This is a genomic window from Niveispirillum cyanobacteriorum (genome assembly GCF_002868735.1).
Taxonomy (GTDB): domain Bacteria; phylum Pseudomonadota; class Alphaproteobacteria; order Azospirillales; family Azospirillaceae; genus Niveispirillum; species Niveispirillum cyanobacteriorum.
The window spans coordinates 2,008,054-2,031,941 of the sequence record NZ_CP025611.1 but is presented as its reverse complement, the minus strand read 5'-3'; the positions used below and the strand labels follow the sequence as shown (position 1 = coordinate 2,031,941).

The following is a 23,888-nucleotide window of genomic DNA, read 5'->3' as shown; positions in this document are numbered from 1 at the left end:
CCCGCGCTCTCACTGCAACTTTAATAAGTTTCTGATCAGTTGCTCTCGCGTCGGTTCGGCGTCATTTATCATTGCGCCCACGAATAACTTTTCACTGGCTTCAAACCAAAGAATAGCATCAATTTTACGCCTTGGCTCAAGCAAGCGTCCATTTGCCAATTCCAGCATCGAAGCAATGCGCGTGCCATCAGTCGCATGGAAATAGCCTGTCACAATTTCACGTATGTCGCCGAAGTTCGATGCATCATCGTGATTAACAAAAGCCAAAATGTTGATCGCGGTTCTTTTAGGATTTACCGCATCGAATTGCTTTGCGGCATTCGCCATGTGTCGGGAGAGACGGTTGAATATCGGATCATCCCGCATTCCGCCAACGATGGCCCCCGGTTGGGCACCATCAAGCAGTTCGTCCAACCATGGATCTTGAGGAGACTTCACTTCGCAATAGGCAACCAAATACTCCCCGCAAACTACACGAAAGTCTGGTGTTTTACCCTTCTGTGTCTCTGCGTGCTCGAACCGGCTAACTATCAGGTTCCGGGTAGCTAGATAGTTGGCAACTAGCTCAAGATCCGCTTGCTCATCGGGTTGTCGCACGGGACGCCTCTCATTCGTTGATATCCACTATTCCCAAGGATTGATCAGCGGAACCCTCGTCGCCGTGAAATCCGCAACGTTTCGCGTCACAACCGACATGCCATGATGCAGTGCTGTGGCGGCGATGAGCGCGTCGCGGTCGCTTCTGGGGTCGGGGACATGCAGTCGGGCGCAGCGTAGGGCGATGGCGTCATCAATGGGTAAGGTCCGGGCGGAGAATTCTGGCCGCACAATCGTATCGACCCATTGGCGCAGGAGGCTGGCCTGTCGTTGATCCCGCCGTTCAACACGCAGGATGCCAATCTCCAGTTCCATCACCGTGATCACGGATATGAAAAAGCTGTTGGCATCCCGGTTCGCCAACCATGCCGTCACATTGGCATCGGCGCGCCCATCGCCCAGTTTGCGCAGTTCCGAAACAACATTCGTGTCCAACAAATACATCAGGAAAAGTCCACCGGGCGGGACCGCATGTCCGCCTTTGGGGGATCAAAATTGATCTCCGATAGGCCGGGCATGGACAATGCTTCCACCAGATTGCGGCCCGGTGCGGCACCGTTCAGACGCTGATATTCCGTATAGGACAGCAACACGAACGCCGGCTTGCCCCGGTCGGTGATGATGACGGGGTTTTGCGTGGCGGCGCGCTTCGCCTTGCCTAAATCCTGGTTCAATTCCCGGCTGGATACCGTTGTAACGGCCATCGCGCACCTCCTGCCTTTAATGTAGCTATGTTACTACATGGCCCAGCAGTCGCCAAGCCTGGGTCAGAGATTGAGATGGATCCCCCGGGCTGCCCCACCGCACCCTAACCGCTGACTTCCGGGGCCACTTCTGCTACACTACGCTCATCAACGCCACCACCCCGTCCTTCCCAATTCGGAGTTGCCGCCGTTCGGACTCTGAAGCGCGGGAAGGATGAAACGCACCCTTGTTTTGTGTTGCATCCTGTTGCACGGGGCCGCCCGGCGGTGCCGGTGGGGCCCATGAAAAAAGCCCGGTGGAGCGATCCACCGGGCTTTTTTCTTCTGCGTAAAACCTGCGCGCCGCTTACTTCGGCTGCTGGCTTTGCTGCTGCGGGATCAGGGCCAGGCAGTTTTCGACGATGCGATAGCATTGGCCCAGGCGGGCGGACTGGCCGTCGCTGGCGCTGTTATAGACGATGCGCTGCACCACGCCGTCCTTCAGGGTGAAGGTGGCCTGGCAGTCGCGGGTTTCGGTTTCGGGGTAATCATCAAAGCCGACGCCCCAGCCCCAGGGCGACCAGGGGCGGCGGTAGCCATAGCCGTAACCGAAGCCCAAATGCGGGCCGGGGGCCGGGGTGGTGACCAGCCGTTCCGACGTGTAGGTGTAGTAATCGACATTGTCGACGCTGGCGCTGCGCGTCGGCACGCCGGCGCAGGACAGCAGGGTTTGCTTGGGCATGCCGACGAAGGCCTGCTGCGCATAGGCGGCCTGATCGGCCTGCGGATTGGCGCAGGCCGAAAGCCCCAGCAGCGCGCCGGCGGCGATCAGGCCCCGGATGGTCGTTTGACGGTTGAATTTCATGACCTACGCTCCTTGACGCATTCTATCACCGGCATCATTCCCGTGCCGCCGGCCGCACCGCCCCTGCATGCTTATACGCTGGCGAAGGCCGAAACCTTCGCCAGAGAACAATGTTCATGCAACAAAGTGGCGGATCAAGGGCAATGTTTCAATGCGCCCTGTTGAAGCAGGCTTAGGCAACGTCAATCACCAGCTTGCCCTGTGCCTTGCCCTCCTCCAGCCGCGTATGGGCGGCACCGACATCGGCCAGGGTAAAGCGGGTGGGGTCGACCAGGGGGCGCAGCTTGCCCGACAGGTCGGCCAGCACCCGGCCCTGATGCGCGCGGTCGATGGCAAAGCCATGGTCGTACAGCATGGGCAGCAGCATGAAGACAACATGCAGGCTCAACCCCTTGCCATGCATGGGCGACAGGTCGGCGGTATAGCCGGCAACGATGGTCACCACCTGCCCGTTGAACCGCGCGGCGGCAAAGCTGGTGGCGATATCGCTGCCGCCCGTGGCGTCCAGCACGATGTCAAAGCCCTGACCGCCCGTCAGGCGCGCGACATAGGCCTCCACCGGCTCCGTCCTGTAGTTCACCACCTCGTCCGCGCCAAACGACCGGGCCAGATCGGCCTTTTCATCGGACGAAACGGTGGTGGTGACATGGGCACCCTGCATCTTGGCGATCTGGATGGCAACATGGCCCACCCCGCCGGCCCCGCCATGGATCAGCACCTTCTGTCCCGGCTGCACCCGCGCCCGGTCCACCAACGCCTCCCACGCCGTCAGGGTGACCAGCGGCAGGGCGGCGGCATCCCGCAGCGACAGGCCGGCGGGTGCAGGGGCCAGAAGTCTGGCGTCGGCGGCCACATACTCGGCATAGGTGCCCTGAAGCCCCTTTACCCCACCGACGCAGCCATAAACGGCCTGCCCGACGGTGAAGCCGCTGACCCCATCGCCCAGGGCGACCACGGTGCCGGCCATGTCACAGCCCAGGATGGAGGGCAGGTCGGCGGCAATGGCGCGGCCATTCTTGCGGATCTTGGTATCGACCGGGTTCACGCTGGCCGCGTGGATCTTCACCAGCACCTGACCGGGGCCGGCCACGGGCGTGGGCAGGTCGGCCAGTTCCAAATGTTCCACGCCACCGAAATCCTTCAGCAGGACCGCCTTCATCATTATCTCCATCGGGTTGGGGGCCATCGGCCCGTTTCATGGGAACAGGATGGGCTTGACCTTTGAATAAGGGAAACGAATTATCTTTATGAAAATGATCAAGGATTGTGATGATGGTGGGCCGGTTGACCGATCTGGATATGGATGCGCTGCGGGCCTTTGTGGCCATCGTCGACCATGAAGGCTTCACGGCGGCCGCCGAACGGCTGCACCGCACGCAATCGGCCATCAGCATGAAGATCAAACGGCTGGAGGCCACGCTGGGCCGTAGCCTGTTTGACCGCACAGGCCGGGCCATGACCCTGACGGGGGAGGGGGAATTGCTGCTCTCCTATGCCCGCCGTCTGCTGGCCCTGAATGATGAGACGGTGGCGCGCCTGATGGCACCAGAGGCGGCGGGGCTGGTGCGGTTCGGGGTGGCGGAATATTTCGCGCCCGAACATCTGCCCCTGCTGCTGGCCCGGTTCCGCCGCGCCCATCCGCGCGTCCGCCTGGATGTGAGTGTGGGTCTGGGCAGCGATATGGTGCAGGAGATTGCCGAGGGCCGCCTGGATGTGGTGATCGCCAAGCGTAACGAGACGGGGCCGCAGGGCCGGTTCCTCTGGCGCGAACCCGTGGTCTGGGTGGCGTCCAGCGACTGGCGGGCAGACGCGGGGGATGCGCCGGTACCCCTGTGCCTGCTGCCCGATCCCTGCATCTACCGGACCCGCGCTGTGGCCGCCTTGGACCGGGCGGGGCGGCCCTGGCACACGACCTACGCCAGCGGGTCCTTCATGGCGGTGCGGGCGGCGGCCCTGGCCGGGCTGGGCGTGACTTGCCTGGGTGCAGGCGCCCTGGTGCCTGGTCTGCGGGTGCTGGGGCCAGCGGATGGGTTCCCAGCACTGGACCCGGTGGAAACGGCGGTGTTTGGGGAGGATCGGGCCAAGGATGGCCCGATCCAGCCCCTGATTGATTTCCTGGTACGGGAAATCCAGGCGATCAGCCTGCCGCCCCTGACCGTGGCGGCGTGACGGCCCGCAACGCCGCCAGCCCCACCACCAGGGTCGCCAGCCAGACGATGCGGCTTTGATACCGGTCATGCGGGTTGGACAGGGCACCATTGATGAAGGCATTGCCGATTAGCGCGATCAGGACGAACAGGGCCAGCGCCGACAGATCGCGCCGACCGGTGCGAAAGCCCCAGACGGCCACCAGGATCAGGCCCAGTCCCGACAGATGCGCCACCGGCACATGGATCAGGTTCAGCGCATCGAATAGGTCCTGCGTCGTCTTCTGCCGCTGCTGCTTGGCCCCGGCAAAGGCCTGATGCATGCCATCGGCCATGAAGGCGCGGAAGATCCAGCGTGTCACCTCCTGCCACTCATCCAGCCCGTCACCCGTCTGGACCATCAGTACCTGATCCTTGGTGGCGACCAGCGCCGTTGACAGGAAGGCGCCGGGATAGGCGCTGACGATACCACCGACCAGCCGCGACAGCTCCGGTGAGGCACTGTCCCAGCCGCCGATGGCCACGAATGGGCTGTCCTTATGCCAAATGAAATCATCGGCGGTGGCGGGCAGATTGTCCTTAAAGGCACACAGCTTAATGGTCGGATCAGGGCAATGGTCGCTCAGGTAACGCTGGGCCAGCCCATCCTGCACCAGCCGCCCGAAGATGAAGACGGGCCCACCCGGCGTGAAGCCCGGCTTGCCGATCAGCGCCATATGCAGGGTCGGCATGGCCACGACCGACAAGACCAGCAGGACCGCCGCCGGCCAGACACGCGGTGACAGGCCCCAGCCCCGCCAGCGGTCCAGCCCCTTGGCCGCTGCGATGGTCAGGACCAGCCCACCGGCCAGCGCCATGGAGGACATATGTGACATCAAGGCCAGCAGGCCGATGACCGCCACGCCCAAACGCTCCGCCCAGTCCAGATCGTCCCAGCGAAAAGATAGCAGCCAGAAACAGAGGACCAGCAGCGGCAGCAGGATATCCGGCATCACCTGCGCCACATACCAGGACACGCCCGTCAGGGCCGCCAGGCCGATGGCGACCGCCCCCGTCACCTGCCGCAACGGCCAATCCCGGAATCCGATTCCATGCGCGCGCAGCAGCAGATGGATCAGCCAGAGCGTCGCCCCTGCCTGCGCCAGGATCGGCCCCCAGAAACTGAACCAGCCGCCGGACGTGACATAGAGGAACAGGCCATAGAAGAAGGACCGGCCCGGTTCCAGATCCCAGTCCAGCACACGCTTGATGTACCCGGCCGTGTCGAAGAACACGATGGGAAAGCCGTTCCACAGCGCCGGCCCCAGCAGAGCGAATCCACCCAGCCAGAGGATCAGCCGGGGCCAGTCCAGCTGTGGCACGCGGCGCTGCGGTACCTGACTGTCATCGGCATCTGTCATGGGACCTCTGGGGTGCGGAACATGGTTTGTCCAGCATGGCGCTAACATGATGGCGGGGATCAGGCAATGAAACCCCGCATCGTGCGCTTGCGGAATGGCGTCATGCCAACGACCTTGTTGCAAACTGCCTGAAAACAGCGTCCTCTGGCCGTTGTGACGCCATATTCCCGGCGTTTCATGCTATGCATGTTCCCTCCCGTCATCCGCATTCCGATCAATATGCCGCGCATTCCCGCACTGCTGTTCGCCACGGGTCTTCTCCTGGCGCCCGCCGCTCTTGCCGCGCAGGAGGGGGCGCCGCCACCCGCCGCCCCGCCAAAGGCCGGGCCAGAGACGCGCCCGTTTGAGCTGACGGGGGTGGAAATCGCCGCCGAGCGGGATAAACCGCAGGCCTGTTTCGCCTTCTCCCGCCCCCTGCCGCGCCCGCGTGGCCGCAGCAATGAACTGACGCGGTTCGTGACGGTGGAGCCGGCGCAGGGTGTGTCCATCGCGGTACGCGACCAAAGCCTGTGCCTGGACGGCCTGAAACATGGCCAGCGCTATGCCGTGACCATCAATGCCGGCCTGCCGGCGGCGGGTGCCAAGGAAAAGTTGAGCGACGCCATCAGCCGTGATCTGGCCGTGCCCGATCGCAAGCCCAGCCTGTCCTTCCGGGGCCAGGGCTACATCCTGCCGCGCGTGGATGCAGAGGGATTGCCCCTGCGCGGTGTAAATGTGGAACGGGCGCGCCTGACGGTGCTGCGCCTGAATGACCGTGCCCTGGTGGAGCAGCTTTATTATGGCCGCTCCAACCAGACCATGACCGAGTTCGAGATCGGCGATGTCCTGGACCAGAAGGGGGAGAAGGTCTGGCGCGGGGAGATGGCCATCGGGGGTGAGCGGAACAAGGCCGCCCAGATCGCCTTTCCCATTGATGCCGTGATCGGTGATCTGGCCCCCGGCGTCTACGTCGCGGTGGCAGAGGATGCTGCCCTGTCCTTCCAGGCCTGGGACAAGCGTGCCACGCAATGGTTCGTCGTTTCCGACCTGGGCCTGACTAGCTTCAAGGCCGGCAACGGCCTGTATGTCTTCGCGCGCAGCCTGTCGTCGGCCAAGCCGCAGGCTGGTGTTGAGCTGCGTCTGGTGGCCCGCGACAAGCGGGAACTGGGCCGGGCGGTCACCGGTGCCGATGGTCTGGCCCGATTCGATGGGGCCCAGGTGGGGGGCGCCAATGAGGCCGCTCCTCAGGCCCTGTTCGCCTCCACACCCGATGGCGGCTTTTCCCTGCTTGATTTCGGTGCGCCAGCAGTGGAACTGATCGGCAAGGGTGACGGCGGCCGTCTGCTGACCGGCAATGCCGATGCCTATCTGTTTCCTGAGCGTGGGGCCTATCGACCCGGTGATCCGGTCTGGCTGACGGCGCTGCTGCGCGACGCGGATGCAAAGGCGCTGCCGGGACAGAAGCTGACCTTCAAGGTGGTGCGCCCGGATGGGCTGGAGGTGGAGCGCCGGCTGGTCGATGATGGCGGGGCCGGTGCCCATGTCTGGCGTGTGGAACTGCCCGCCAACGCGCCGTCGGGCCGCTGGACGGCGACGGCGCATCTGGACCCCAATGGCCCGCCGGTGGGCCAGACGCGGTTCAATGTGGGGGAGGTCGCCCCTGCCCGCGTCGGATTCGACCTGACTGCCGACCGTGCCCGTATCGGTGCCGATGGCAAGGTCGGGCTGACGGTTGACGCCCGTTACCTGACTGGCGGGGCTGCCGGTTTGCTGCCGGGTGAGATCACGCTGACCCTGCGGCCTACCGACAAGCCACGCGCCGGCCTGGACGGGTACCGTTTCGGTCTGGCGCAGCAAAGCCTGGCCCCGGAAAGGCGGGCACTGCCCGGCTTTACCACGGGTGCCGATGGCAAGGCTGTTCTGACCTTCGACCTGGGTAAGCTGCCCGATACCAGCCGTCGGCTGGAGGCGGTGCTGCGCGCCACCCTGCATGATGTCGGTGGCCGCTCGGTCGATAAGGAACTGGTCCTGCCGGTGGAATTCCAGCCCTTCGCGCTGGGTCTGAAGCCCAATTTCAGCGGTGATGCCGTGCCGGAAGGGGCGACGGTGGCCATCGATGTCCTGGCCGTGGCCCCGGATGGGCAGAAGCTCGCCCGCAATGGCCTGACCTGGGACCTGTTCGAAGAAGAATATGACTATGAATGGTACGCTGCCGATGGCCGCTGGGAATACCGCACCATCGTGAAGGATCGCCGCCTGACGGGCGGCTCGATCAATGTCGCCGCCGGGCAGCCGGCGACCATAGAGGAACAGGTCCGGGCCGGGCGTTACCGGCTGGAGGTGTTTGATCCGGCGACGGGGATCGCCTCGTCGGTGCGTTTCTCCGCCGGTTGGTGGGTATCGGCCAAGCTGGTCGACACGCCGGACGCGGTGGAGGTAAAGGTGCAGGAACCCCTGCACAAGCCGGGTCAAAAGGTTCGCGTCTTCGTGCGCCCCCCCTATGCCGGGACGGTGGCCATCGCGCTGGCTGACCGCGCCATCCGCCACACGCTGGTCAGCGAGATAGGGACGGAGGGGGCTTTCGTCGAACTGCCGCTGCCCGAAGACATCACTGCCGGTGCCTATGTGCTGGCCACGTCGTTCGCGCCCGCCGACGCCGGTAATCGTACGCCGCCGCGCCGCGCCTTGGGCATGGGCTGGGTCGCCGTCGATCCCGCCGACCGTTCCCTGTCGGTCGCCATCGCCGAACAGCCGGCGGTGCATCCGCGCGGGAGCGTGAAGCTGCCTGTGACGGTGACGGGGGCGGAGCCGGGATCGACCATCCGCCTGCTGGTGACGGCGGTGGATGAAAGCGTGGCCCGCCTGCCGGAAACCCAGACAGTCGATCCGGTCGGCTGGTTCCTGGGCAAGCGCCGGCTGGCCGTAGAGCTGCGCGATGTCTATGGCCGTCTGGTCAATCCCGACAATACCGCCGCCCCCGCGCCCGCCAATGGTGGCGATAAGGAAAAGGGCGGTACCCGTATCACAACGGCGCCGCGCAGCGGTCCCGTGACGGCATTGCATTCCGGCGTGGTGACGGTCGGTGCCGATGGTAAGGCGGAGGTTAATCTGGTCCTGCCCGATATGGCGGGCCGCCTGTCCCTGACCGCCGTCGCCTGGTCAGATGCCAAGGTGGGCGTGGGCAAGGGTGCCTTGGATGTGCGCGACGATATCGCCACCGACATGACCCTGCCGGGCTTCCTGGCACCCGGTGACAGGGCGCGCATCGCCCTGAACCTGGAAAATGTGTCGGGTCCCGTGCGAGGGGCCTACAAGGTGTCATTGACGGCGGAAGGGCCGGTTAAGCTGGAAGGCGGTAAGGCCGAAACCAGCTTCCAGGCCCTGGCGCGGGGCCGCAAACTGTCCATCGACCGCACCCTGGTGGCGGGTGATCCCGGCTATGGCGTACTGGTTGTCAATGTGACGGGCCCCGAAGGCTACAGCCTGACCCGCCGCTTCCCCCTCAATATCCGCCCGGCCCATGCCGTCGCGGCCACGCAGGTTCGCGGTCAGATCGCGCCCGGCCAGACGGCCTCCCTGTCGGTGCCGAAACCGGATGGGGCCATCGCCGGTGCCTCCTGGAAGCTGGCCATGGCAAGTACGCATGACACGCTGGATGCACTGACCCATCTGCTGCTGATCGATGCGCGGCCCTTCGGGTCGGCGGATCAGATTGCCTCGCGCCTGTTGCCGCTGCCCGGTGCCAATGACTGGCAGAAGGCCTTGGGTCTTCCGGCGGATGAGAAGTTGAAGGCCAAGGCAGACGATCTGGTCGAACGGCTGATCGGACGTCAGCGGGCCGACGGTGCCTTCTCTCTCTGGTCGCATGAAGGCCCTGCTGACCCTTGGCTGACGGCTTTTGCACTCGACGTGCTGACCCGCGCGCGGGAGGCGGGGTTCACTGTGCCCGAAGATGGCTATCGCCGCGGCATGGATTGGCTGGTCCGCTCCATCGGCAATAGCTGGGTGGAGGATGCGGAACTGCCGGCACGCGCCTATGCGCTCTATGTCGCGGCACGTGCCCGCGCTATTGATGCTACGCCGGTGCGCTTCTTCCAGGAGACGTTCCAGGCGCGCGTACCGACTAGACTAGCGCGGGCGCAGATTGCCGCTGCCTTCGCCATCCTGGGCGATGGCCAACGGGCGGGTGACATCCTGTCGCGTCTGGATGATCCGTTACCGGGTGTGGCGGGCGTGCGCGATTTCGGCAGTCCGCTGCGTGACCGGGCGGCGACGTTGGCCCTACTCATTGCCGCCAGTGCCGATCCCGCCCGCATCCAGGCAGAGGAAAACGCCCTGGCCGGCATGCTGCGGGATCCGGCACTGGTGGCTACGCAGGAACGCGCTTGGCTGCTTCTGGCGGCACAGGCGCTGGCCACACGCGGCCCGGCCCTGAACCTGACGGTGGATGGGCAGGCGGTAACGGGCAATAACGGCCCTCTGCTGCGCGCGCTGGCCGATGGCGCGTCCCTGTCCATCGCCAACAAGGGCGATGCGCCGGTCCGCACTCTGACCACCATCGCCGGCATCCTGTCTACCCCTGACAAGGCGGAAGCGACGGGTGGCCTGACGCTGACGCGGCAGTTCAAGGATGGCAAGGGCAGGCCGGCCAACCTGAAGAACATCCGCGCCGGCGACCTGCTGGTCGTGGTGCTGGAGGGCAAGGCCGAACAGCCGCTGACGGGTCCGCTGCTGCTGATCGACCCGCTGCCTGCCGGTCTGGTGGTGGAGAATGTGCGGCTGGCCGGCAGCGCGCAGTTGGGCGATCTGTCCTGGCTGGGCACCTTGTCGGAAGCGGCCCTGGTGGAATTCCGCGACGACCGGTTTGTGGCTGCTCTGGATGGGATGCCCGACAGCGGCAATTTCCGTCTGGTCTATCTGGCGCGTGCCGTTACCCAGGGTAACTTCACCCTGCCGTCGGCCCGCCTGGACGATCTGATTGATGGCAGCCGTTATGCTCGTACGGCGGCAGGCACATTGACGGTCCTGCCGCCGGCCCCCGTCGCGGCACCGGCGGCAGAAGCCGTACCGCCGGCGCCGTGAGTGTGAGGATCAGGCTGGGGTGGGCAGAACGACCACCCCGTCCTCATCCGCATAGGCCCAGTGGCCAGGCGTGAAGGTGCAGTCACCGAAAGCGACGGTCACATCCGCCTCTCCCGCCCCGGTTTTCGCACTTTTCAGCGGATTGGTGCCCAGGGCCTTCAGGCCCAGGGGCAAGGCCGATATGGCGACGCTGTCCCGGATCACGCCGTTGACGATGATCCCCGACCAGCCATTCCGGACAGCCAGCCCCGCGATGACATCGCCCACCAGGGCCGATGCCAGCGACCCGCCGCCATCCACCACCAGCACGGCACCATCGCCCGGCGTGGACAGGATTGATTTCAGCAAGGCGTTGTCGCGGTGGCAGCGAACGGTGCGGATGGGGCCGGCGAAGCGGGCATAGCTCCCGAAACTGCGAAACTGCGTGGAACAACTGGCGATCACAGGCTCATGTGCATCGACCAGATCGGCGGTAGCGAAATCCATCGTTCGATACTCCGGTTGGGTCAGAACCCGCAGAATATCCTGTGTCGGCGCGCTAACCCAGCCCTCCGCGACTGATCACCACACGGTCGCGGCCCTGGGCTTTGGCGGCATACAAGGCACGGTCAGCTTGGGCCATCAGCGCCTCCACTGTCTGCGCTTCCGGCCCATAGACGGAAATGCCGATGCTGAGTGTTACCGTTGTCGTAACACCCTCTTCCGTCACGGGGGTGTCGGATAGCTGGCTGCGCAGGCGTTCGGCAATCTGTGCCGCCGTGTCCGGGGTGGTTTCCGGCATCAGCACCACGAATTCCTCGCCCCCCACCCGCGCGAACAGGTCGGTTTGACGCAGATTTGCATGCCCCACCTTGGCTAAGGTCCGCAGTACCTTGTCGCCGAACGGGTGCCCATGGCGGTCATTGACGCCCTTGAAATGGTCCAGATCCATGATCATCAGCGACAGGGGCCGGTTGAACCGACGCGCACGTTCCACCTCCTCCCGCGCCCGATCTTCTAGCCGGCGGCGATTGGCGATGCCGGTCAGCGGATCGATATGGGCTTGTTCCTCCAGCTTCAATTCAAGCTGAAACCCATAGCGAGCAGTGTGTTCCAGGGCGAGTGCCAGGATGAACGAGGCAAAAATGCCGGTCCCAACGAACATGGTGACGTTGAAACGCGTGAAACCCTCAATCCCTTGCACCCACAGCAGCACCAGCACCAAGATGAAGCCAGGAAGATTGACCAATGGTGCCTGCCGAGCCCGTGTCACCACCACCGCCGACACCGTGGGGAATAGGGCCAGACCGGCAGGCCCATAAAGAAAACCGTCCTTAAGCACATACTGCGTCGCGGCGATAGTGACGGTTCCCGATGTCACGGCCAGCATACCGACCGCCTGCAACGCCCGTGGCGACAGGCGCCTGGATCGGTATGTCCAGGCGCACCACAGCATGGCCAGCGTACCGACGGTGCGGATAGCAATGCAGGCATAGAACTGAGTTGGGTCCAGCAGCCAGTCCCACAGCAAGAAGCTGAACATGGCCAATGCACCGATTGCCACCGGGGCAGACAAGGCATCGTTCAGACGCGAGGCGCGCCACACGTCGAAACGCTGTTCTGTCGCGTCGTCAAAAGTTGGCAAAAGAAAACCCATCCCCCCACCCGGCCCGTCTTTGCGGGCTTTCCACTGTTTCCTGGGTCTGGTGATGTTGCGCCAACACCGTTGGGATGACAACCCGTCGCGGCTGTTGATTTTCGAACGATCGGACGAAAACGCACTTGAGTCGAACAATCGTTTGAACGATGCTGTCCCTCAATCATCCGATAAATCATCTGGGAGATTTCCATGTCCACCGCGATCAACCGTCACTGGCTGCTGCTGGACCGCCCCAAGGGCGGAAATTTCAGCGAGGTTCTGTCCCTGCGCGAGGCGCCGGTGCCCGACGCCGGCGAGGGGCAGATCCGGGTCCGCTCCGTCTATCTGTCGCTGGACCCGACCAATGCGGTCTGGATGCAGTATGACAGCTACCTGCCGGCGGTCCCGCTGAATACCACCATGCGTGGTCTGGTGCTGGGCGTAGTGGATCAGTCCAACCATGCCAAGTTCAAGGTCGGTGATATCGTCACCGGCATGGGCAGCTGGGCCGACTATACCGTTGCCGACGGGTCGTCCTTTGGCCGCGTGCCGAACATTCCGGGCCTGCCGCTGCTGGCCTATATGGGGCCGCTGGGCATGACGGGGGCCACGGCCTATTTCGGCCTGCTGGATATCGGCAAGCCGAAGGAAGGCGAGACGGTTGTCGTTTCCGCCGCCGCCGGTGCCGTCGGCTCCCTGGTCGGGCAGATCGCCAAGCTGAAGGGCTGCCGCGCTGTCGGCATTGCCGGGTCTGCTGACAAGTGCAACTGGCTGACGGGCGAGCTGGGCTATGACGCCGCCGTCAATTACAAGGAAAAGGGCTGGCAGAAGGCGCTGAAGAACGCTGTGCCCGACGGCATCGATATCTATTTCGAGAATGTGGGCGGCGAAATCACAGAGGTGGCGCTGAGCCTGCTGAACGTGAAGGGTCGTATCCCATTCTGTGGTGCCATCAGCCAGTATAATTCCACTGAGCCGGCGCCCGGCCCGCGCAACCTGTCCGTCCTGGTCAGCCGCCGGGCGCGGATGGAGGGGTTCCTGGTCCTGGATTACGCGCCCCGCATGGCGGAGATGTATGCCGAAATGGGCCCCTGGCTGGCCGCTGGACAGATCAAGTGGAAGGTGGAGCTGGACCAGGGCCTGGAGAACACCCTGACCAGCTTCAACAAGCTGTTCACGGGCGGCAATACCGGCAAGCTGGCGGTTCAGATTTCGGACGAGCCGGCGCGGTAAGGCGCCGGCTCATCCAAATGAACAGGCCCCTTCGGTTGAATCGGAAGGGGCCTTTTGTTATTCCGCATCCCCCTGCCGCCCGGGAGCCGCCGCCTGGAACGCCGGCAGCGCCTGACAATGGCCGTCGATGGCCACCAGCTTCGGATAGGGTGTCAGGTCCACGCCAAATCGCCGGGCGTTGAACATCTGTGGCACCAGGCACAGGTCGGCGAAGCTGGGCGCCCGGCCGATGCAGAAGTCCGGTCCCTCCGCCATCTGCTCCAGGGCCGCGAACCCTTCCGCCGTCCAATGTACGATCCAGGCCTTCACGGCTTCCTCTCCCTGACCCAGGGTGCCACGCAGATAGGTCAGGACGCGCAGATTGTTGAGCGGGTGGATGTCCGCGACAATCGCCAACGCCATGGCGCGCGCCTTGGCCCGTCCTGCCGGGTCTGCCGGCAGCAGGGCCGGTGTCGGGTGCCGTTCCTCGAGATATTCCAGAATGGCCAGCGATTGCGGGATGACCGCGTCGCCATCCACCAGGGTTGGCACCAGTCCCTGCGGGTTGACGGTCCGATAGGAGGGCGCCTTCTGTTGACCACCGTCCTTCAGCAGGTGGACATAGGCCGGGTCCCAGGCAAGGCCCTTCAGCGCCAGCGCAATGCGGACACGATAGGCGGCGGAGGAGCGGAAATAGGTGTGAAGCTGCATCTTCGTGGTATCACCGGCCAGGGGTTGCGATGAGGGGGAGGGGGCGATGGCCCGTCCGTTGGAAGGCAGGATAGCATTGGTTACGGGGGCCTCCCGCGGCATCGGTGCCGCGATTGCCGAACGGCTGGCCCGTGAGGGGGCGAATGTGGCTGTCCATTATGGATCCCACCGGCAATCAGCGGAGGAACTGGCCGAACGCTGTGGCCGCGAATATGGCGTGAGGGCGCAGGCCTTCCAGGCCGACCTTGCCGACCTGTCGGACCGGGGCGGGGCCGTGGCCCTGTTCGCCGCCGTGTCGGCATCGCTGGGCGTGCCCCACATCCTGGTCAATAATGCCGGCACGGGCCGTTTCGCGCCTATTGCGGAGATCAATTCGCTGGAACTGGCCCAGGTCCTGGCCGTCAATGCCGCCACGCCCCTGCTGATGGCGCGGGAGGCGGCGCGGGCGATGAAGCCCGGCGGGCGGATCATCAATATCGGCAGCGTCATCACCGACATGCCCGTGGGCCTCCGTTCCGTCTATGCCGCGTCCAAGGGGGCCGTGCATGCCATGACCGGCGTCCTGGCGCAGGAGCTGGGGCCGCTGGGCATCAATATCAACACCGTCGCCCCCGGCGTGACCGCCACCGACCGGTTCAAGTCCGGTGACCGGTCGCGCGAAGGCGAGATTATCAAGCGTACCGCCCTTGGCCGGATTGGGGAGCCTGAGGACATTGCTGCCGTGGTCGCCTGGCTGGCCGGACCCGACGCCGCCTGGATCACGGGGGAGGTGATCCGGGCCAGCGGGGGCTTGCGGGGGCTTTAACAAAGTTGCCTCAGTCGCCGGCGCCGCATCCGCGGCTTGGCTAACGCGGCATGTGCCGCGCGGCGGCAGTCGCCGCCGGAGCGGCTTCCGGCAAGCCGCTCTAGCCCTCGTACTTGGCAACTTCCTGATCAATGGCACCGAACACGGAGCGCCCATCCTTATCCTTCATCTCGATCCGCACGCGGTCGCCAAAGCGCAGGAAAGGGGTGCTGGGCTTGCCGTCGCGGATGGTCTCGATGGTGCGGATTTCGGCGATGCAGCTATAGCCCAGGCCGCCTTCCGATACCGGACGGCCCGGCCCGCCATCCGGATCCTTGTTGGATACCGTGCCCGACCCGATGATGGTGCCCGCCGATAGGGGGCGCGTCTTGGCCGCATGTGCAATCAGGGTGGGGAAGTCGAAGGTCATGTCGACCCCGGCATTGGGCTTGCCGAACGGCTGACCATTGATGGCGGACAACAAGGGCAGATGCAGCTTGCCGCCATCCCAGGCGTCGCCCAGGCTGTCGGGCGTGACGGCCACAGGGCTGAAGGCGCTGCTAGGCTTGGACTGGAAGAAGCCAAAACCCTTGGCCAACTCGTTCGGGATCAGGCCGCGCAAGGACACGTCATTGACCAGCATGACAAGGCGGATATGGGCCTTGGCCTGCTCCGGGGTGACACCCATAGGCACATCGCCCGTGACCACGGCCACCTCGCCCTCCAGATCGATGCCATAGGCCTCATCCGCCATCAGGATCGGGTCGTGGGGCGACAGGAAGCTGTCGGACCCGCCCTGATACATCAGGGGATCGGTCCAGAAGCTGGGCGGCATCTCTGCGTTGCGGGCCTTCCGCACCAGTTCCACATGGTTCACATAGGCCGACCCATCCGCCCATTGATAGGCGCGCGGCAGAGGGCTGGCGCATTCCGTCTCATCGAAGGGCTGGCCCTTGATCTCACCGGTGTTCAGCCTGACCGCAATGGCGTTCAGCGCCAGGGCCACGTTGTCCCAATGGTCCAGCGCCTGTTGCAGGGTCAGCGCGATCTCCGGCACGGGCACGCAGCGCGACAGGTCATCCGACACGACAACCAACCGGCCATCACGGCCCTGCTGTAGGGAAGCGAGTTTCATGGGGGAACACTCCAGGACGGAAATCTGTGTGATGGCAGGCTGTTACGGTTTCACGCGCCAGCTATCGGCGTAGGCAGGGTTCTCCACGCCGCCCGGCAGGTCCGCCACCTCCAGCGCGTCGCGGGTATCGACCATGACGGCATATTCGTCGGTGGCGGGCTTGGTTTGCACCAGCATCTTGCCCAATGCCTTGGGGTGCGGCCCGTGGGTGAAGCCTGATGGGTGGAAGGTCATCATGCCGGCCTTGATATTGTCGCGGCTGAAGAAATCGCCGGCATGGTAGAACAGCACCTCGTCATAATCGTCGTTATTGTGGAAGAACGGGATCTTGATCGCCCCCTCATCCGTCTCGAACGGGCGCGGGGCGAAGGTGCAGACGACGAAGCGGTTGGCGACGAAGGTGGTGTGTGCGCTGGGTGGCAGGTGGTAGCGGTGGCTCATCAGCGGCCGCACATCCCTCACATTCAGGCGCACGGGTGCCAGATCACCCTTCCAGCCCACGGCATCCAGCGGGTTGAACGGATAGGTCACCGTGCTGATGGCACCCCGCCGCTTCACCAGCACGCGCCAAGAACCGCCCGGACCATTGTCTGACTGCTGATCCAGAAACGCCTCGTTGATCTTGGGCGTGTCCAGGATGGCGGGATCGAATACGGCATGCGGGCCGACCAGGCCGCGGTCGGGTAGCTGGTAGATCGATCCTGTCGCCTCAATCAGTAAGGCCGTCACCGGCTTGGTCGGGTTCAGACGCCACATGGTGCCGCGCGGAAGGACGACATAGTCGCCTGCCGTAATGGTCAGGTGACCATAGTCGCAGTAAAGCTCTCCCTCGCCCTCATGCACGAAGATCAGGTCGTCGCCGTCGCCATTGCGGGCCAGATGGTCCATGGGCCGGTCGCAGCGCCACATGCGCATGCGGCAATGGGCGTTGAACAGCACTTCCTTTGCCCCCCAGGGTCCGACGGACATGCCCTCCACCAGTTGATTCAGGTCGAAGGCGCGGGGGCGCAAGGGGCCTTCCCAACTGGTCCAGCCGGTGGGGGCGTTGCGATGGTACATGTGGGTTGCGGGGCCGAAGAAGCCCTCGCGGCCCAACTCCCGCTCATACGTGCCCGTCGGCAGGTCGGCATGGGCCTGGCGTGAGGAGGTGCCCTCGACACGGGGGAAGGAAATGTACCGGCGCATGGTGCTCTCCCGCTTGAAACTATATCGTTTCATATGAAACGAATATGCCGGATCAATGAGGGGCTTGCAAGTCCGCTTTGGGCAGGCCACCCTTGCGACATGCTCGACCTTGACGATTTTCTGCCCTATCGCCTGAACGTCCTGGCCAAGCGCGTCAGCCGGGAGCTGGCGCGCCGGTACGAGGCGCAGTTCGGCATTTCCATCCCCGAATGGCGCGTGATGGCGATTCTGGGCCGTGAACAGCCCTTGTCATCCAACGACATTGTCGAACGCTCCGCCATGGACAAGGCCAAGGTCAGCCGGGCCGTGACATCGCTGGTGGAGGCGGGGCTGCTATCGCGTGACACGCACCCATCTGATCAGCGGTTGCTGCGTCTGTCCTTCACACCCAAGGGCAGGGCACTCTATGAGAGAATCGCGCCTTTGGCCCTGGAGTGGCAGCAGCGGTGGCTGAACTGCCTGGACGAGGGGGAACTGGCGCAGTTCAAGGTCTTGTCGGCCAAGCTGGAAGGCCAGTTGGAGCAACTGGCGCGGGATGTTTTGTGATCATCCTGCCTAACCTTGCGGCAGGGGCGAGAATTGTCGCGATTGTCCCCGTTACGGGGTTGTTTCATTGCGGCATTGAATGCTTAACTGCCTGACATCAAAGGGGGCGGCGGACGGACATCCCGCCCCGGTAAAACAGGGGAACCAAAGACGATGAGCCTTCGCCTTGGGGGTGCGGTCGCCCTGGCCGCCGCATATGTTGCCTTCACCGCCGTTCCGGCGCTCGCCGGTCCGACATTGGATGCGGTCAAAAGCAAGGGGCAGCTGACCTGTGGCGTGAATACCGGCCTGCCGGGCTTTTCCAGCCCCGACAGCCAGGGCAAGTGGACGGGCCTGGACGTTGATATCTGCAAGGCCGTTGCCGCTGTCATCCTGAACGATACAACCAAGATCCGCTACACGCCGCTGTCGGCGCAGCAGCGTCTGACCGCGCTTCAGTCGGGTGAGATCGACCTGCTGGTTCGTAACACCACTTGGTCGCTGACCCGCGATGCCCAAGGCCTCGATTTCGCCCCGCCTGTCTATTATGATGGCCAGGGTCTAATGGTTGCCAAAAGCCTGGGCGTGACGTCTGCCAAGCAGCTGGACGGTGCCACCGTCTGTGTACAGCCGGGCACCACGACCGAGCTGAACTTGGCCGACTGGTTCCGTGCCCATAACCTGTCCTTCAAGCCCGTGGTGATCGAGGCGCTGGACGAGGTAAATGCCGCCTTCTTCGCCGGTCGCTGCGACGTGCTGACCACCGACATTTCCGGTCTGGCCGGCGTGCGTGCCTCTGTTGCCACCAAGCCCGATGATTTCATCATCTTGCCGGAGGTGATGTCGAAGGAGCCGCTGGCGCCCGTCGTCCGTCATGGCGACAACCAATGGCGCGACATTGTCAGCTGGACCATCTACGCCCTGATCGAGGCGGAGGAGAAAGGCATCACCCAGGCCAATATCGATGCCAAGCTGAAGGACCCCGACCCGTCGGTGCAGCGCCTGTTGGGTGTGCAGGGTGACCTGGGTACCGGTCTTGGCGTGGACAAGGCCTGGGCCTATCGCGCCATCAAGGCCGTCGGTAATTACGGTGAGATTTTCGAACGCAATATCGGCAAGAAAACGCCGCTGAAGCTGGATCGCGGCCTGAACGCGCTGTGGACCAATGGCGGGCTGATGTATGCCCCGCCGATCCGCTGATCTGACGCCCGGAACCGGACGCCGATGAGCGACAGCAACGCGACCGCGACCAAGGCCGCCGCCCCCCCTGGGCGGGCGGCCTTTCACCTGTCCATCAACAACCCCATTGTCCGTGCCGTCCTGGCGCAGCTTGGCGTGGCCTTGGCTGTGGCGCTGGTTGCCTGGTATCTGGTCGGCAATACGATGGACAATCTGGCGCGGTTGTCGATCGCGTCGGGCTTTGGCTTTCTGGACCGGGAGGCTGGATTCCAGATCGGGGAGACGCTGGTCGAATTTGGGCCGCAGGATCATTATTCCACGGCGTTTCTGGTCGGCATCCTGAACACGCTGAAAGTGTCGGGAATCGGCATCCTGCTGGCGACGCTGCTGGGCGTAGTGCTGGGTATTGCCCGCCTGTCGTCGAACTGGTTGGTGGCGCGCATCGCTGCCTTCTATGTGGAGACGGTGCGCAATGTGCCACTGCTGCTGCAGCTGTTCCTCTGGTACGGGCTGCTGACTGAAGGATTGCCGGGGCCGCGTCAGGCGCTGGCGCCGCTGCCGGGCGTGTTCCTGTCCAACCGCGGGCTGAAGCTGCCGGCCCCCGCCGATGATCCGATCTGGGCCTGGGTCGCCGCCCTGTTCGGCCTGGGCATCATCCTGACCCTGGTGATCGCCGCCTGGAACGCCAAGCGGCAGGCGGCAACGGGCAAGCGCCTGTCGATGCTGCCCATCGGGCTGGGCCTCGTCTTCGGCCTGCCGTTGCTGGTCCTTCTGGCCAGTGGTGGCGGGGCCATCGACATGCCGGTCTTGCAGGGCTTCAACTTCCGCGGCGGTATGACCCTTTCCCCGGAATTCGCGGCGCTGCTGTTCGGTCTTGTCATCTACACCGCTGCCTTCATTGGCGAGATCGTGCGGTCCGGCATCCTGGCGGTGCCCAAGGGCCAGACGGAGGCCGCGACGGCGCTGGGCCTGACGCGGGGACAGTTGCTGCGGCTTGTCGTCCTGCCGCAGGCCCTGCGCGTCATCATCCCGCCGACGACCAGTCAGTATCTGAACCTGACCAAGAACAGCTCGCTGGCGGTGGCCATCGGCTATCCCGACTTCGTCTCCATCGCCAACACCACGATCAACCAGACGGGGCAGGCGGTGGAGGGCGTATTGTCGATCATGGCGGCCTATCTGATCATCAGCCTCAGCCTGTCCTTCCTGATGAACTGGTACAACAGCCGCGTGGCGCTGGTGGAGCGGTGAGATGAGTGTGACCGAGACCACCCAAGACCGCGCCGCTCCCATCCGCCCCAATCAGGGGCCGGTAGCCTGGGCGCGGGCCAACCTGTTTTCCACTTGGTACAACGCGCTGCTGACGCTGCTGATCGCCTATGTGCTGGCCCGCGCCATTCCGGGCATCATCGACTGGGCCCTGGTCAAGGCCAGCTGGACCGGTGATGCGGCGGCCTGCCGGGAGGCCGGGGGTGCCTGCTGGGCCTTCCTGGCCGAGAAGTGGCGCTTCATTCTGTTCGGGACCTTCCCCGATGATCAGCATTGGCGCCCGACATTGGCCATCCTGTCCATGATCGGCACCCTGGTCGTCTCAGCGGATCGCCGGTTCTGGGGCAAGGCGCTGATTTATATCTGGACGGTGGGCATCGGCTTTTCGGCGCTGATGATGTTCGGTGGGGTGCTGGGCCTGGATTATGTCCCGACAGAACTCTGGGGCGGGCTGCCGCTGACGCTGGCTCTGTCCATCGTCGGGCTGGTGGCCAGTTTCCCGCTGGGCGTGCTGCTGGCGCTGGGCCGGACGTCGGACCTGCCCGTCATGCGCGGCCTGTCGGTGGTCTATATTGAGCTGGTGCGCGGCGTTCCGCTGATCTCCATCCTGTTCATGGCCTCGGTCATGCTGCCGCTGTTCCTGCCGGCGGGTGTGTCCATCGACAAGGTGCTGCGGGCCCTGATCGGCATCTGCCTGTTCTCCGCCGCCTATGTGGCAGAGGTGGTGCGCGCTGGTCTGCAGGCCATCCCCAAGGGACAGGTGGAGGCGGCCCAGGCCCTTGGTCTGGGCTATTGGCAGCGCCAGCGCCTGATCATCCTGCCGCAGGCCCTGTCGCTGGTGATCCCGCCGCTGGTCAATTCCTTCATTGCCAGCTTCAAGGATACCAGCCTGGTCATCGTCATCGGCCTTCTGGATCTGCTGTCCACGGCCAAGGCCGCCCTGACCGATCCGGCCTGGCGCGGCTTTTACAAGGAAGCTTATCTGTTTGTGGGCGTCATCTACCTCCTGTTCTGCTACGCGCTCTCCCGCTACAGCCGGTATTTGGAGACCGTCCTTGGGCAGGGGAGGCGGCGGTGAGGGCTGTGATGCTGAAGATGTTTGCCACAATCACCGCCCGTCGCTTCGATACGGAGTTTTCTGAATGACCACCGAAGCCATCATCGAACTGCGTGGCGTCAATAAATGGTACGGCGCCTTTCATGTGTTGCGCGACGTCAACCTGTCGGTCGCCAAGGGGGAGCGGATTGTGATTTGTGGGCCGTCCGGGTCTGGCAAATCCACTACCATCCGCTGCATCAACCGGCTGGAGGAACATCAGGCCGGCGACATCATCGTCAAGGGTGTGCCGCTCGACGATGACGTGCGCCATGTGGAGAGTATCCGTCGCGACGTCGGCATGGTGTTCCAGCAGTTCAACCTGTTCCCGCATCTGACCGTTCTGGAAAACTGCATTCTGGCCCCCATGTGGGTGAAGAAGATGCCGCGCGCCGAAGCGGAGGCCAAGGCGCGCCAACTGCTGGAGCGGGTGCGCATCCCCGATCAGGCGCTGAAATATCCGGGCCAGCTTTCGGGCGGACAGCAGCAGCGCGTGGCCATCGCCCGCGCGCTCTGCATGGACCCGTCCATCATGCTGTTCGATGAGCCGACCAGCGCGCTTGACCCCGAAATGGTCAAGGAAGTGCTGGACGTGATGAGCGATCTGGCGGCCTCCGGCATGACCATGCTGGTCGTCACCCACGAAATGGGTTTCGCCCGTCGCATGGCCGACCGCGTGGTTTTCATGGACAAGGGCGAGATCGTGGAAGTGGCCCCGCCCGACCAGTTCTTCGATGCCCCCCAGAACGACCGCACCAAGGCTTTCCTGGGCCAAGTGTTGAGTCACTGATTTTCATGTTCCCTCAAGCGCCGGGCGGCGGCCTCCGCCGCCTTGGCTTGCGGCACCATGAGGTGCCGGGCTGGCAGTCGCCAGCCTTCAAACTGCCAAGGGTCGCATACCCTCGGCAGTTTGGTGCGGGAGCCGCCATACCGATTTTTCAGAATATGTGAAACATGGTGCAACAGAAAAAGCAGGTGCGTTGCACGGTTTCTCAGAATGGAAAGGATCAAGGCACATCTGTCCAGGATGTGCCTTGATCCTATAATCGGTCGCAACCGTCAGCAAGAGTTAGCGGCGGGCGAAGGCTGTGCGCAGGACCTGCTTCAACGGCTCCCAGACCACCAGCGCCTCGCACGCCACCAGATCGGCCCAGCGCGCATCCAGGGCATCATCGCTGGGGATAGGGTCACCCGCAATCCAGTCCGCCTCCACATCCACAATGGTGTAGTGGAAGGCAAGCCGACCATCGGCGTCATGGACGATATTGTCGACGGCCGTCAGCACCGAGCGCGCCCGTGCCGTGACGCCTGTCTCCTCACGCACCTCCCGCTCCGCCGCCGCAAACAGGGTCTCCCCCAGTTCCTGCGACCCACCGGGCAGGGACCATTCGCCATATCCGGGTGGCTTGCCCCGCCGGATCAACAGGACCTGCCCGCCTTTCCAGACCAGACAGCCAACGCCGACGCGGGGATGGGTGGGAGGGGGCATGGATGGGCCGGCCTTTACCTACGCCCGCCGCAGGATTTTCTGCGCCATCCGCGCCACGCGCATCAGGCTGGGGTTGTCGTACACGGCGACCTTCAGGCGGGCCTTGATGTCAGCCCCCAGGCTGTATTCAGGCTGGTTGGCGAAGTAACGGTAGGGGCCGTCCTGGGTGAAGCTGATCCAGTCCTTGGCGGTGAACAGGTTGCCGAACACCATGCCCTGCGGCAGGTAATGCGCCGTCAGAGACTTGCGCGACAGGGCCGGATCTTGCGTGGGCAACGCGCCATGAATGGTGCGGGAATTCCAGATAATCACGTCGCCCTTGCGCATCTCCGGAGCCTCCACGGCATCGGCATGGCTGTCGACATAGTCCTTCATCAGGCCCAGCCAGGTATCGTGGCGCAGTGATCGCAGATCATCATGGAGTTTCATTTCGTGCGTGCCGCTCATCAGGTAGAAGCGGCCCGCCTCGGCGGGGATATCCTCCAGCGCGATCCAGGTAGCCGCCAGCTGCCCATTGGGCACGCTGTCCAGGTACCACCAGTCCTGATGCGGCGGGGTGGCTGCGTTCTTGTCGAACAGCATGGACTGCATCAGGTCCAACTCGGCATGGCCCGTCGCTTCCGCCAGCGCAGCCTTCAGCGCCGGGTCGAACAGGATGTCGAGAACGCCCTGACGCACATGCGGAACGGACCGGTAATGGTGGGGGTCCAGAAAGGAATTGATGACGTGGCCATGCCCGTCAATATCGTTCGGTTCATACCGGTTGGTATTCTGCCTGAAGAATTTGGCCCGGCTGGGCAGAAGATGGGTCGTGTAGGCCGCCTGTAATGCATCAATGCGCGCCGGATCGACAAGACCGGGCACCTTCACCCAGCCATCGCGGCGGTAATCCTCGGCCAAACCCATGAGAACGCCCCCAAGAATAGCGGTGG

Annotated in this window: 22 protein-coding genes; 9 read left to right on the top strand and 13 right to left on the bottom strand. The window is 64.1% G+C overall.

Annotation, left to right across the window (positions count from 1 at the left end; translation table 11 throughout):
• Positions 1–9 precede the first annotated feature (9 nt).
• The 5 genes from C0V82_RS09315 to C0V82_RS09295 all read right to left on the bottom strand — a co-directional run bounded on the left by C0V82_RS09315 (position 10) and on the right by C0V82_RS09295 (position 3,307).
• Positions 10–597, bottom strand: a complete 588-nt coding sequence (locus tag C0V82_RS09315; RefSeq protein ID WP_102112099.1) for a hypothetical protein — start codon at positions 595–597, stop codon at positions 10–12.
• 27 nt (positions 598–624) lie between these two features.
• A complete protein-coding gene (locus tag C0V82_RS09310; RefSeq protein ID WP_102112098.1) occupies positions 625–1,041 on the bottom strand; it encodes a type II toxin-antitoxin system VapC family toxin in 417 nt (138 codons plus the stop codon).
• Positions 1,041–1,301: a type II toxin-antitoxin system Phd/YefM family antitoxin gene (locus tag C0V82_RS09305; RefSeq protein WP_102112097.1), complete on the bottom strand. Its 261-nt coding sequence runs from the start codon at positions 1,299–1,301 to the stop codon at positions 1,041–1,043. Before C0V82_RS09305 ends, C0V82_RS09310 begins: the two co-directional genes overlap by 1 nt.
• Positions 1,302–1,647: 346 nt before the next feature.
• Complete coding sequence (locus C0V82_RS09300; RefSeq protein ID WP_102112096.1) at positions 1,648–2,145, bottom strand: hypothetical protein; 498 nt, start codon at positions 2,143–2,145, stop codon at positions 1,648–1,650.
• 172 nt (positions 2,146–2,317) lie between these two features.
• Positions 2,318–3,307, bottom strand: a complete 990-nt coding sequence (locus C0V82_RS09295; protein ID WP_245924047.1) for a zinc-dependent alcohol dehydrogenase family protein — start codon at positions 3,305–3,307, stop codon at positions 2,318–2,320.
• 107 nt (positions 3,308–3,414) lie between these two features.
• Here C0V82_RS09295 and C0V82_RS09290 point away from each other — a divergent pair, with 107 nt between their 5' ends.
• Positions 3,415–4,314 carry a LysR substrate-binding domain-containing protein gene (locus tag C0V82_RS09290; RefSeq protein WP_102112095.1) on the top strand — a complete coding sequence of 300 codons (900 nt, stop codon included), beginning with the start codon at positions 3,415–3,417 and terminating at the stop codon, positions 4,312–4,314.
• Here C0V82_RS09290 and C0V82_RS09285 read toward each other — a convergent pair.
• Positions 4,283–5,692, bottom strand: a complete 1,410-nt coding sequence (locus tag C0V82_RS09285; protein WP_102112094.1) for a hypothetical protein — start codon at positions 5,690–5,692, stop codon at positions 4,283–4,285. The genes C0V82_RS09290 and C0V82_RS09285 overlap by 32 nt on opposite strands.
• A 186-nt stretch (positions 5,693–5,878) precedes the next feature.
• Between C0V82_RS09285 and C0V82_RS09280 the strand changes: the two genes are divergently transcribed.
• Positions 5,879–10,753, top strand: coding sequence for an alpha-2-macroglobulin family protein (locus C0V82_RS09280; RefSeq protein ID WP_158659831.1), 4,875 nt, complete (start codon positions 5,879–5,881; stop codon positions 10,751–10,753).
• Positions 10,754–10,762: 9 nt separating this feature from the next.
• On the opposite strand, the gene rraA is transcribed toward C0V82_RS09280, so the two are convergent.
• Both rraA and C0V82_RS09270 read right to left on the bottom strand, forming a co-directional pair.
• Positions 10,763–11,239, bottom strand: a complete 477-nt coding sequence (gene rraA, locus C0V82_RS09275) for a ribonuclease E activity regulator RraA (RefSeq protein ID WP_102112092.1) — start codon at positions 11,237–11,239, stop codon at positions 10,763–10,765.
• A gap of 52 nt (positions 11,240–11,291) precedes the next feature.
• Positions 11,292–12,389 (bottom strand): GGDEF domain-containing protein, encoded by a 1,098-nt coding sequence (locus tag C0V82_RS09270; RefSeq protein ID WP_102112091.1) that lies wholly within the window; start codon positions 12,387–12,389, stop codon positions 11,292–11,294.
• A gap of 192 nt (positions 12,390–12,581) precedes the next feature.
• Between C0V82_RS09270 and C0V82_RS09265 the strand changes: the two genes are divergently transcribed.
• Positions 12,582–13,604, top strand: coding sequence for an NADP-dependent oxidoreductase (locus tag C0V82_RS09265; protein ID WP_102112090.1), 1,023 nt, complete (start codon positions 12,582–12,584; stop codon positions 13,602–13,604).
• 57 nt (positions 13,605–13,661) lie between these two features.
• Here the strand turns inward: C0V82_RS09265 and maiA are convergent, their stop codons facing one another.
• The gene (gene maiA / locus C0V82_RS09260) at positions 13,662–14,294 is read right to left on the bottom strand and encodes a maleylacetoacetate isomerase (protein ID WP_102112089.1); all 633 of its coding nucleotides are present in this window, start codon (positions 14,292–14,294) and stop codon (positions 13,662–13,664) included.
• Between the two features lie 46 nt (positions 14,295–14,340).
• On the opposite strand from maiA, the gene C0V82_RS09255 reads away from it, so the two are divergent.
• Complete coding sequence (locus C0V82_RS09255) at positions 14,341–15,099, top strand: SDR family oxidoreductase (RefSeq protein WP_102112088.1); 759 nt, start codon at positions 14,341–14,343, stop codon at positions 15,097–15,099.
• A gap of 100 nt (positions 15,100–15,199) precedes the next feature.
• Here C0V82_RS09255 and C0V82_RS09250 read toward each other — a convergent pair whose 3' ends face one another.
• Together C0V82_RS09250 and C0V82_RS09245 are read right to left on the bottom strand one after the other, a co-directional pair.
• Positions 15,200–16,213 carry a fumarylacetoacetate hydrolase family protein gene (locus C0V82_RS09250; RefSeq protein WP_102112087.1) on the bottom strand — a complete coding sequence of 338 codons (1,014 nt, stop codon included), beginning with the start codon at positions 16,211–16,213 and terminating at the stop codon, positions 15,200–15,202.
• A gap of 42 nt (positions 16,214–16,255) precedes the next feature.
• Complete coding sequence (locus tag C0V82_RS09245) at positions 16,256–17,398, bottom strand: homogentisate 1,2-dioxygenase (protein WP_102112086.1); 1,143 nt, start codon at positions 17,396–17,398, stop codon at positions 16,256–16,258.
• 99 nt (positions 17,399–17,497) lie between these two features.
• Between C0V82_RS09245 and C0V82_RS09240 the strand changes: the two genes are divergently transcribed.
• The 5 genes from C0V82_RS09240 to C0V82_RS09220 all read left to right on the top strand — a co-directional run bounded on the left by C0V82_RS09240 (position 17,498) and on the right by C0V82_RS09220 (position 22,257).
• Positions 17,498–17,944, top strand: a complete 447-nt coding sequence (locus tag C0V82_RS09240) for a MarR family winged helix-turn-helix transcriptional regulator (RefSeq protein ID WP_102112085.1) — start codon at positions 17,498–17,500, stop codon at positions 17,942–17,944.
• 153 nt (positions 17,945–18,097) lie between these two features.
• Positions 18,098–19,123, top strand: coding sequence for an amino acid ABC transporter substrate-binding protein (locus C0V82_RS09235; RefSeq protein WP_102112084.1), 1,026 nt, complete (start codon positions 18,098–18,100; stop codon positions 19,121–19,123).
• A gap of 24 nt (positions 19,124–19,147) precedes the next feature.
• Entirely contained in the window at positions 19,148–20,353 is a 1,206-nt protein-coding gene (locus tag C0V82_RS09230; protein ID WP_102112083.1) for an amino acid ABC transporter permease, read from the top strand.
• 1 nt (position 20,354) lies between these two features.
• Entirely contained in the window at positions 20,355–21,449 is a 1,095-nt protein-coding gene (locus C0V82_RS09225; protein WP_102112082.1) for an amino acid ABC transporter permease, read from the top strand.
• 64 nt (positions 21,450–21,513) lie between these two features.
• On the top strand, positions 21,514–22,257 hold the full coding sequence (locus C0V82_RS09220) for an amino acid ABC transporter ATP-binding protein (RefSeq protein ID WP_102112081.1): 744 nt from the start codon (positions 21,514–21,516) through the stop codon (positions 22,255–22,257).
• A gap of 279 nt (positions 22,258–22,536) precedes the next feature.
• Here C0V82_RS09220 and C0V82_RS09215 read toward each other — a convergent pair whose 3' ends face one another.
• Complete coding sequence (locus C0V82_RS09215) at positions 22,537–22,956, bottom strand: NUDIX hydrolase (RefSeq protein ID WP_102112080.1); 420 nt, start codon at positions 22,954–22,956, stop codon at positions 22,537–22,539.
• A gap of 18 nt (positions 22,957–22,974) precedes the next feature.
• A complete protein-coding gene (locus C0V82_RS09210) occupies positions 22,975–23,862 on the bottom strand; it encodes a phytanoyl-CoA dioxygenase family protein (protein WP_102112079.1) in 888 nt (295 codons plus the stop codon).
• Positions 23,863–23,888 lie beyond the last annotated feature (26 nt).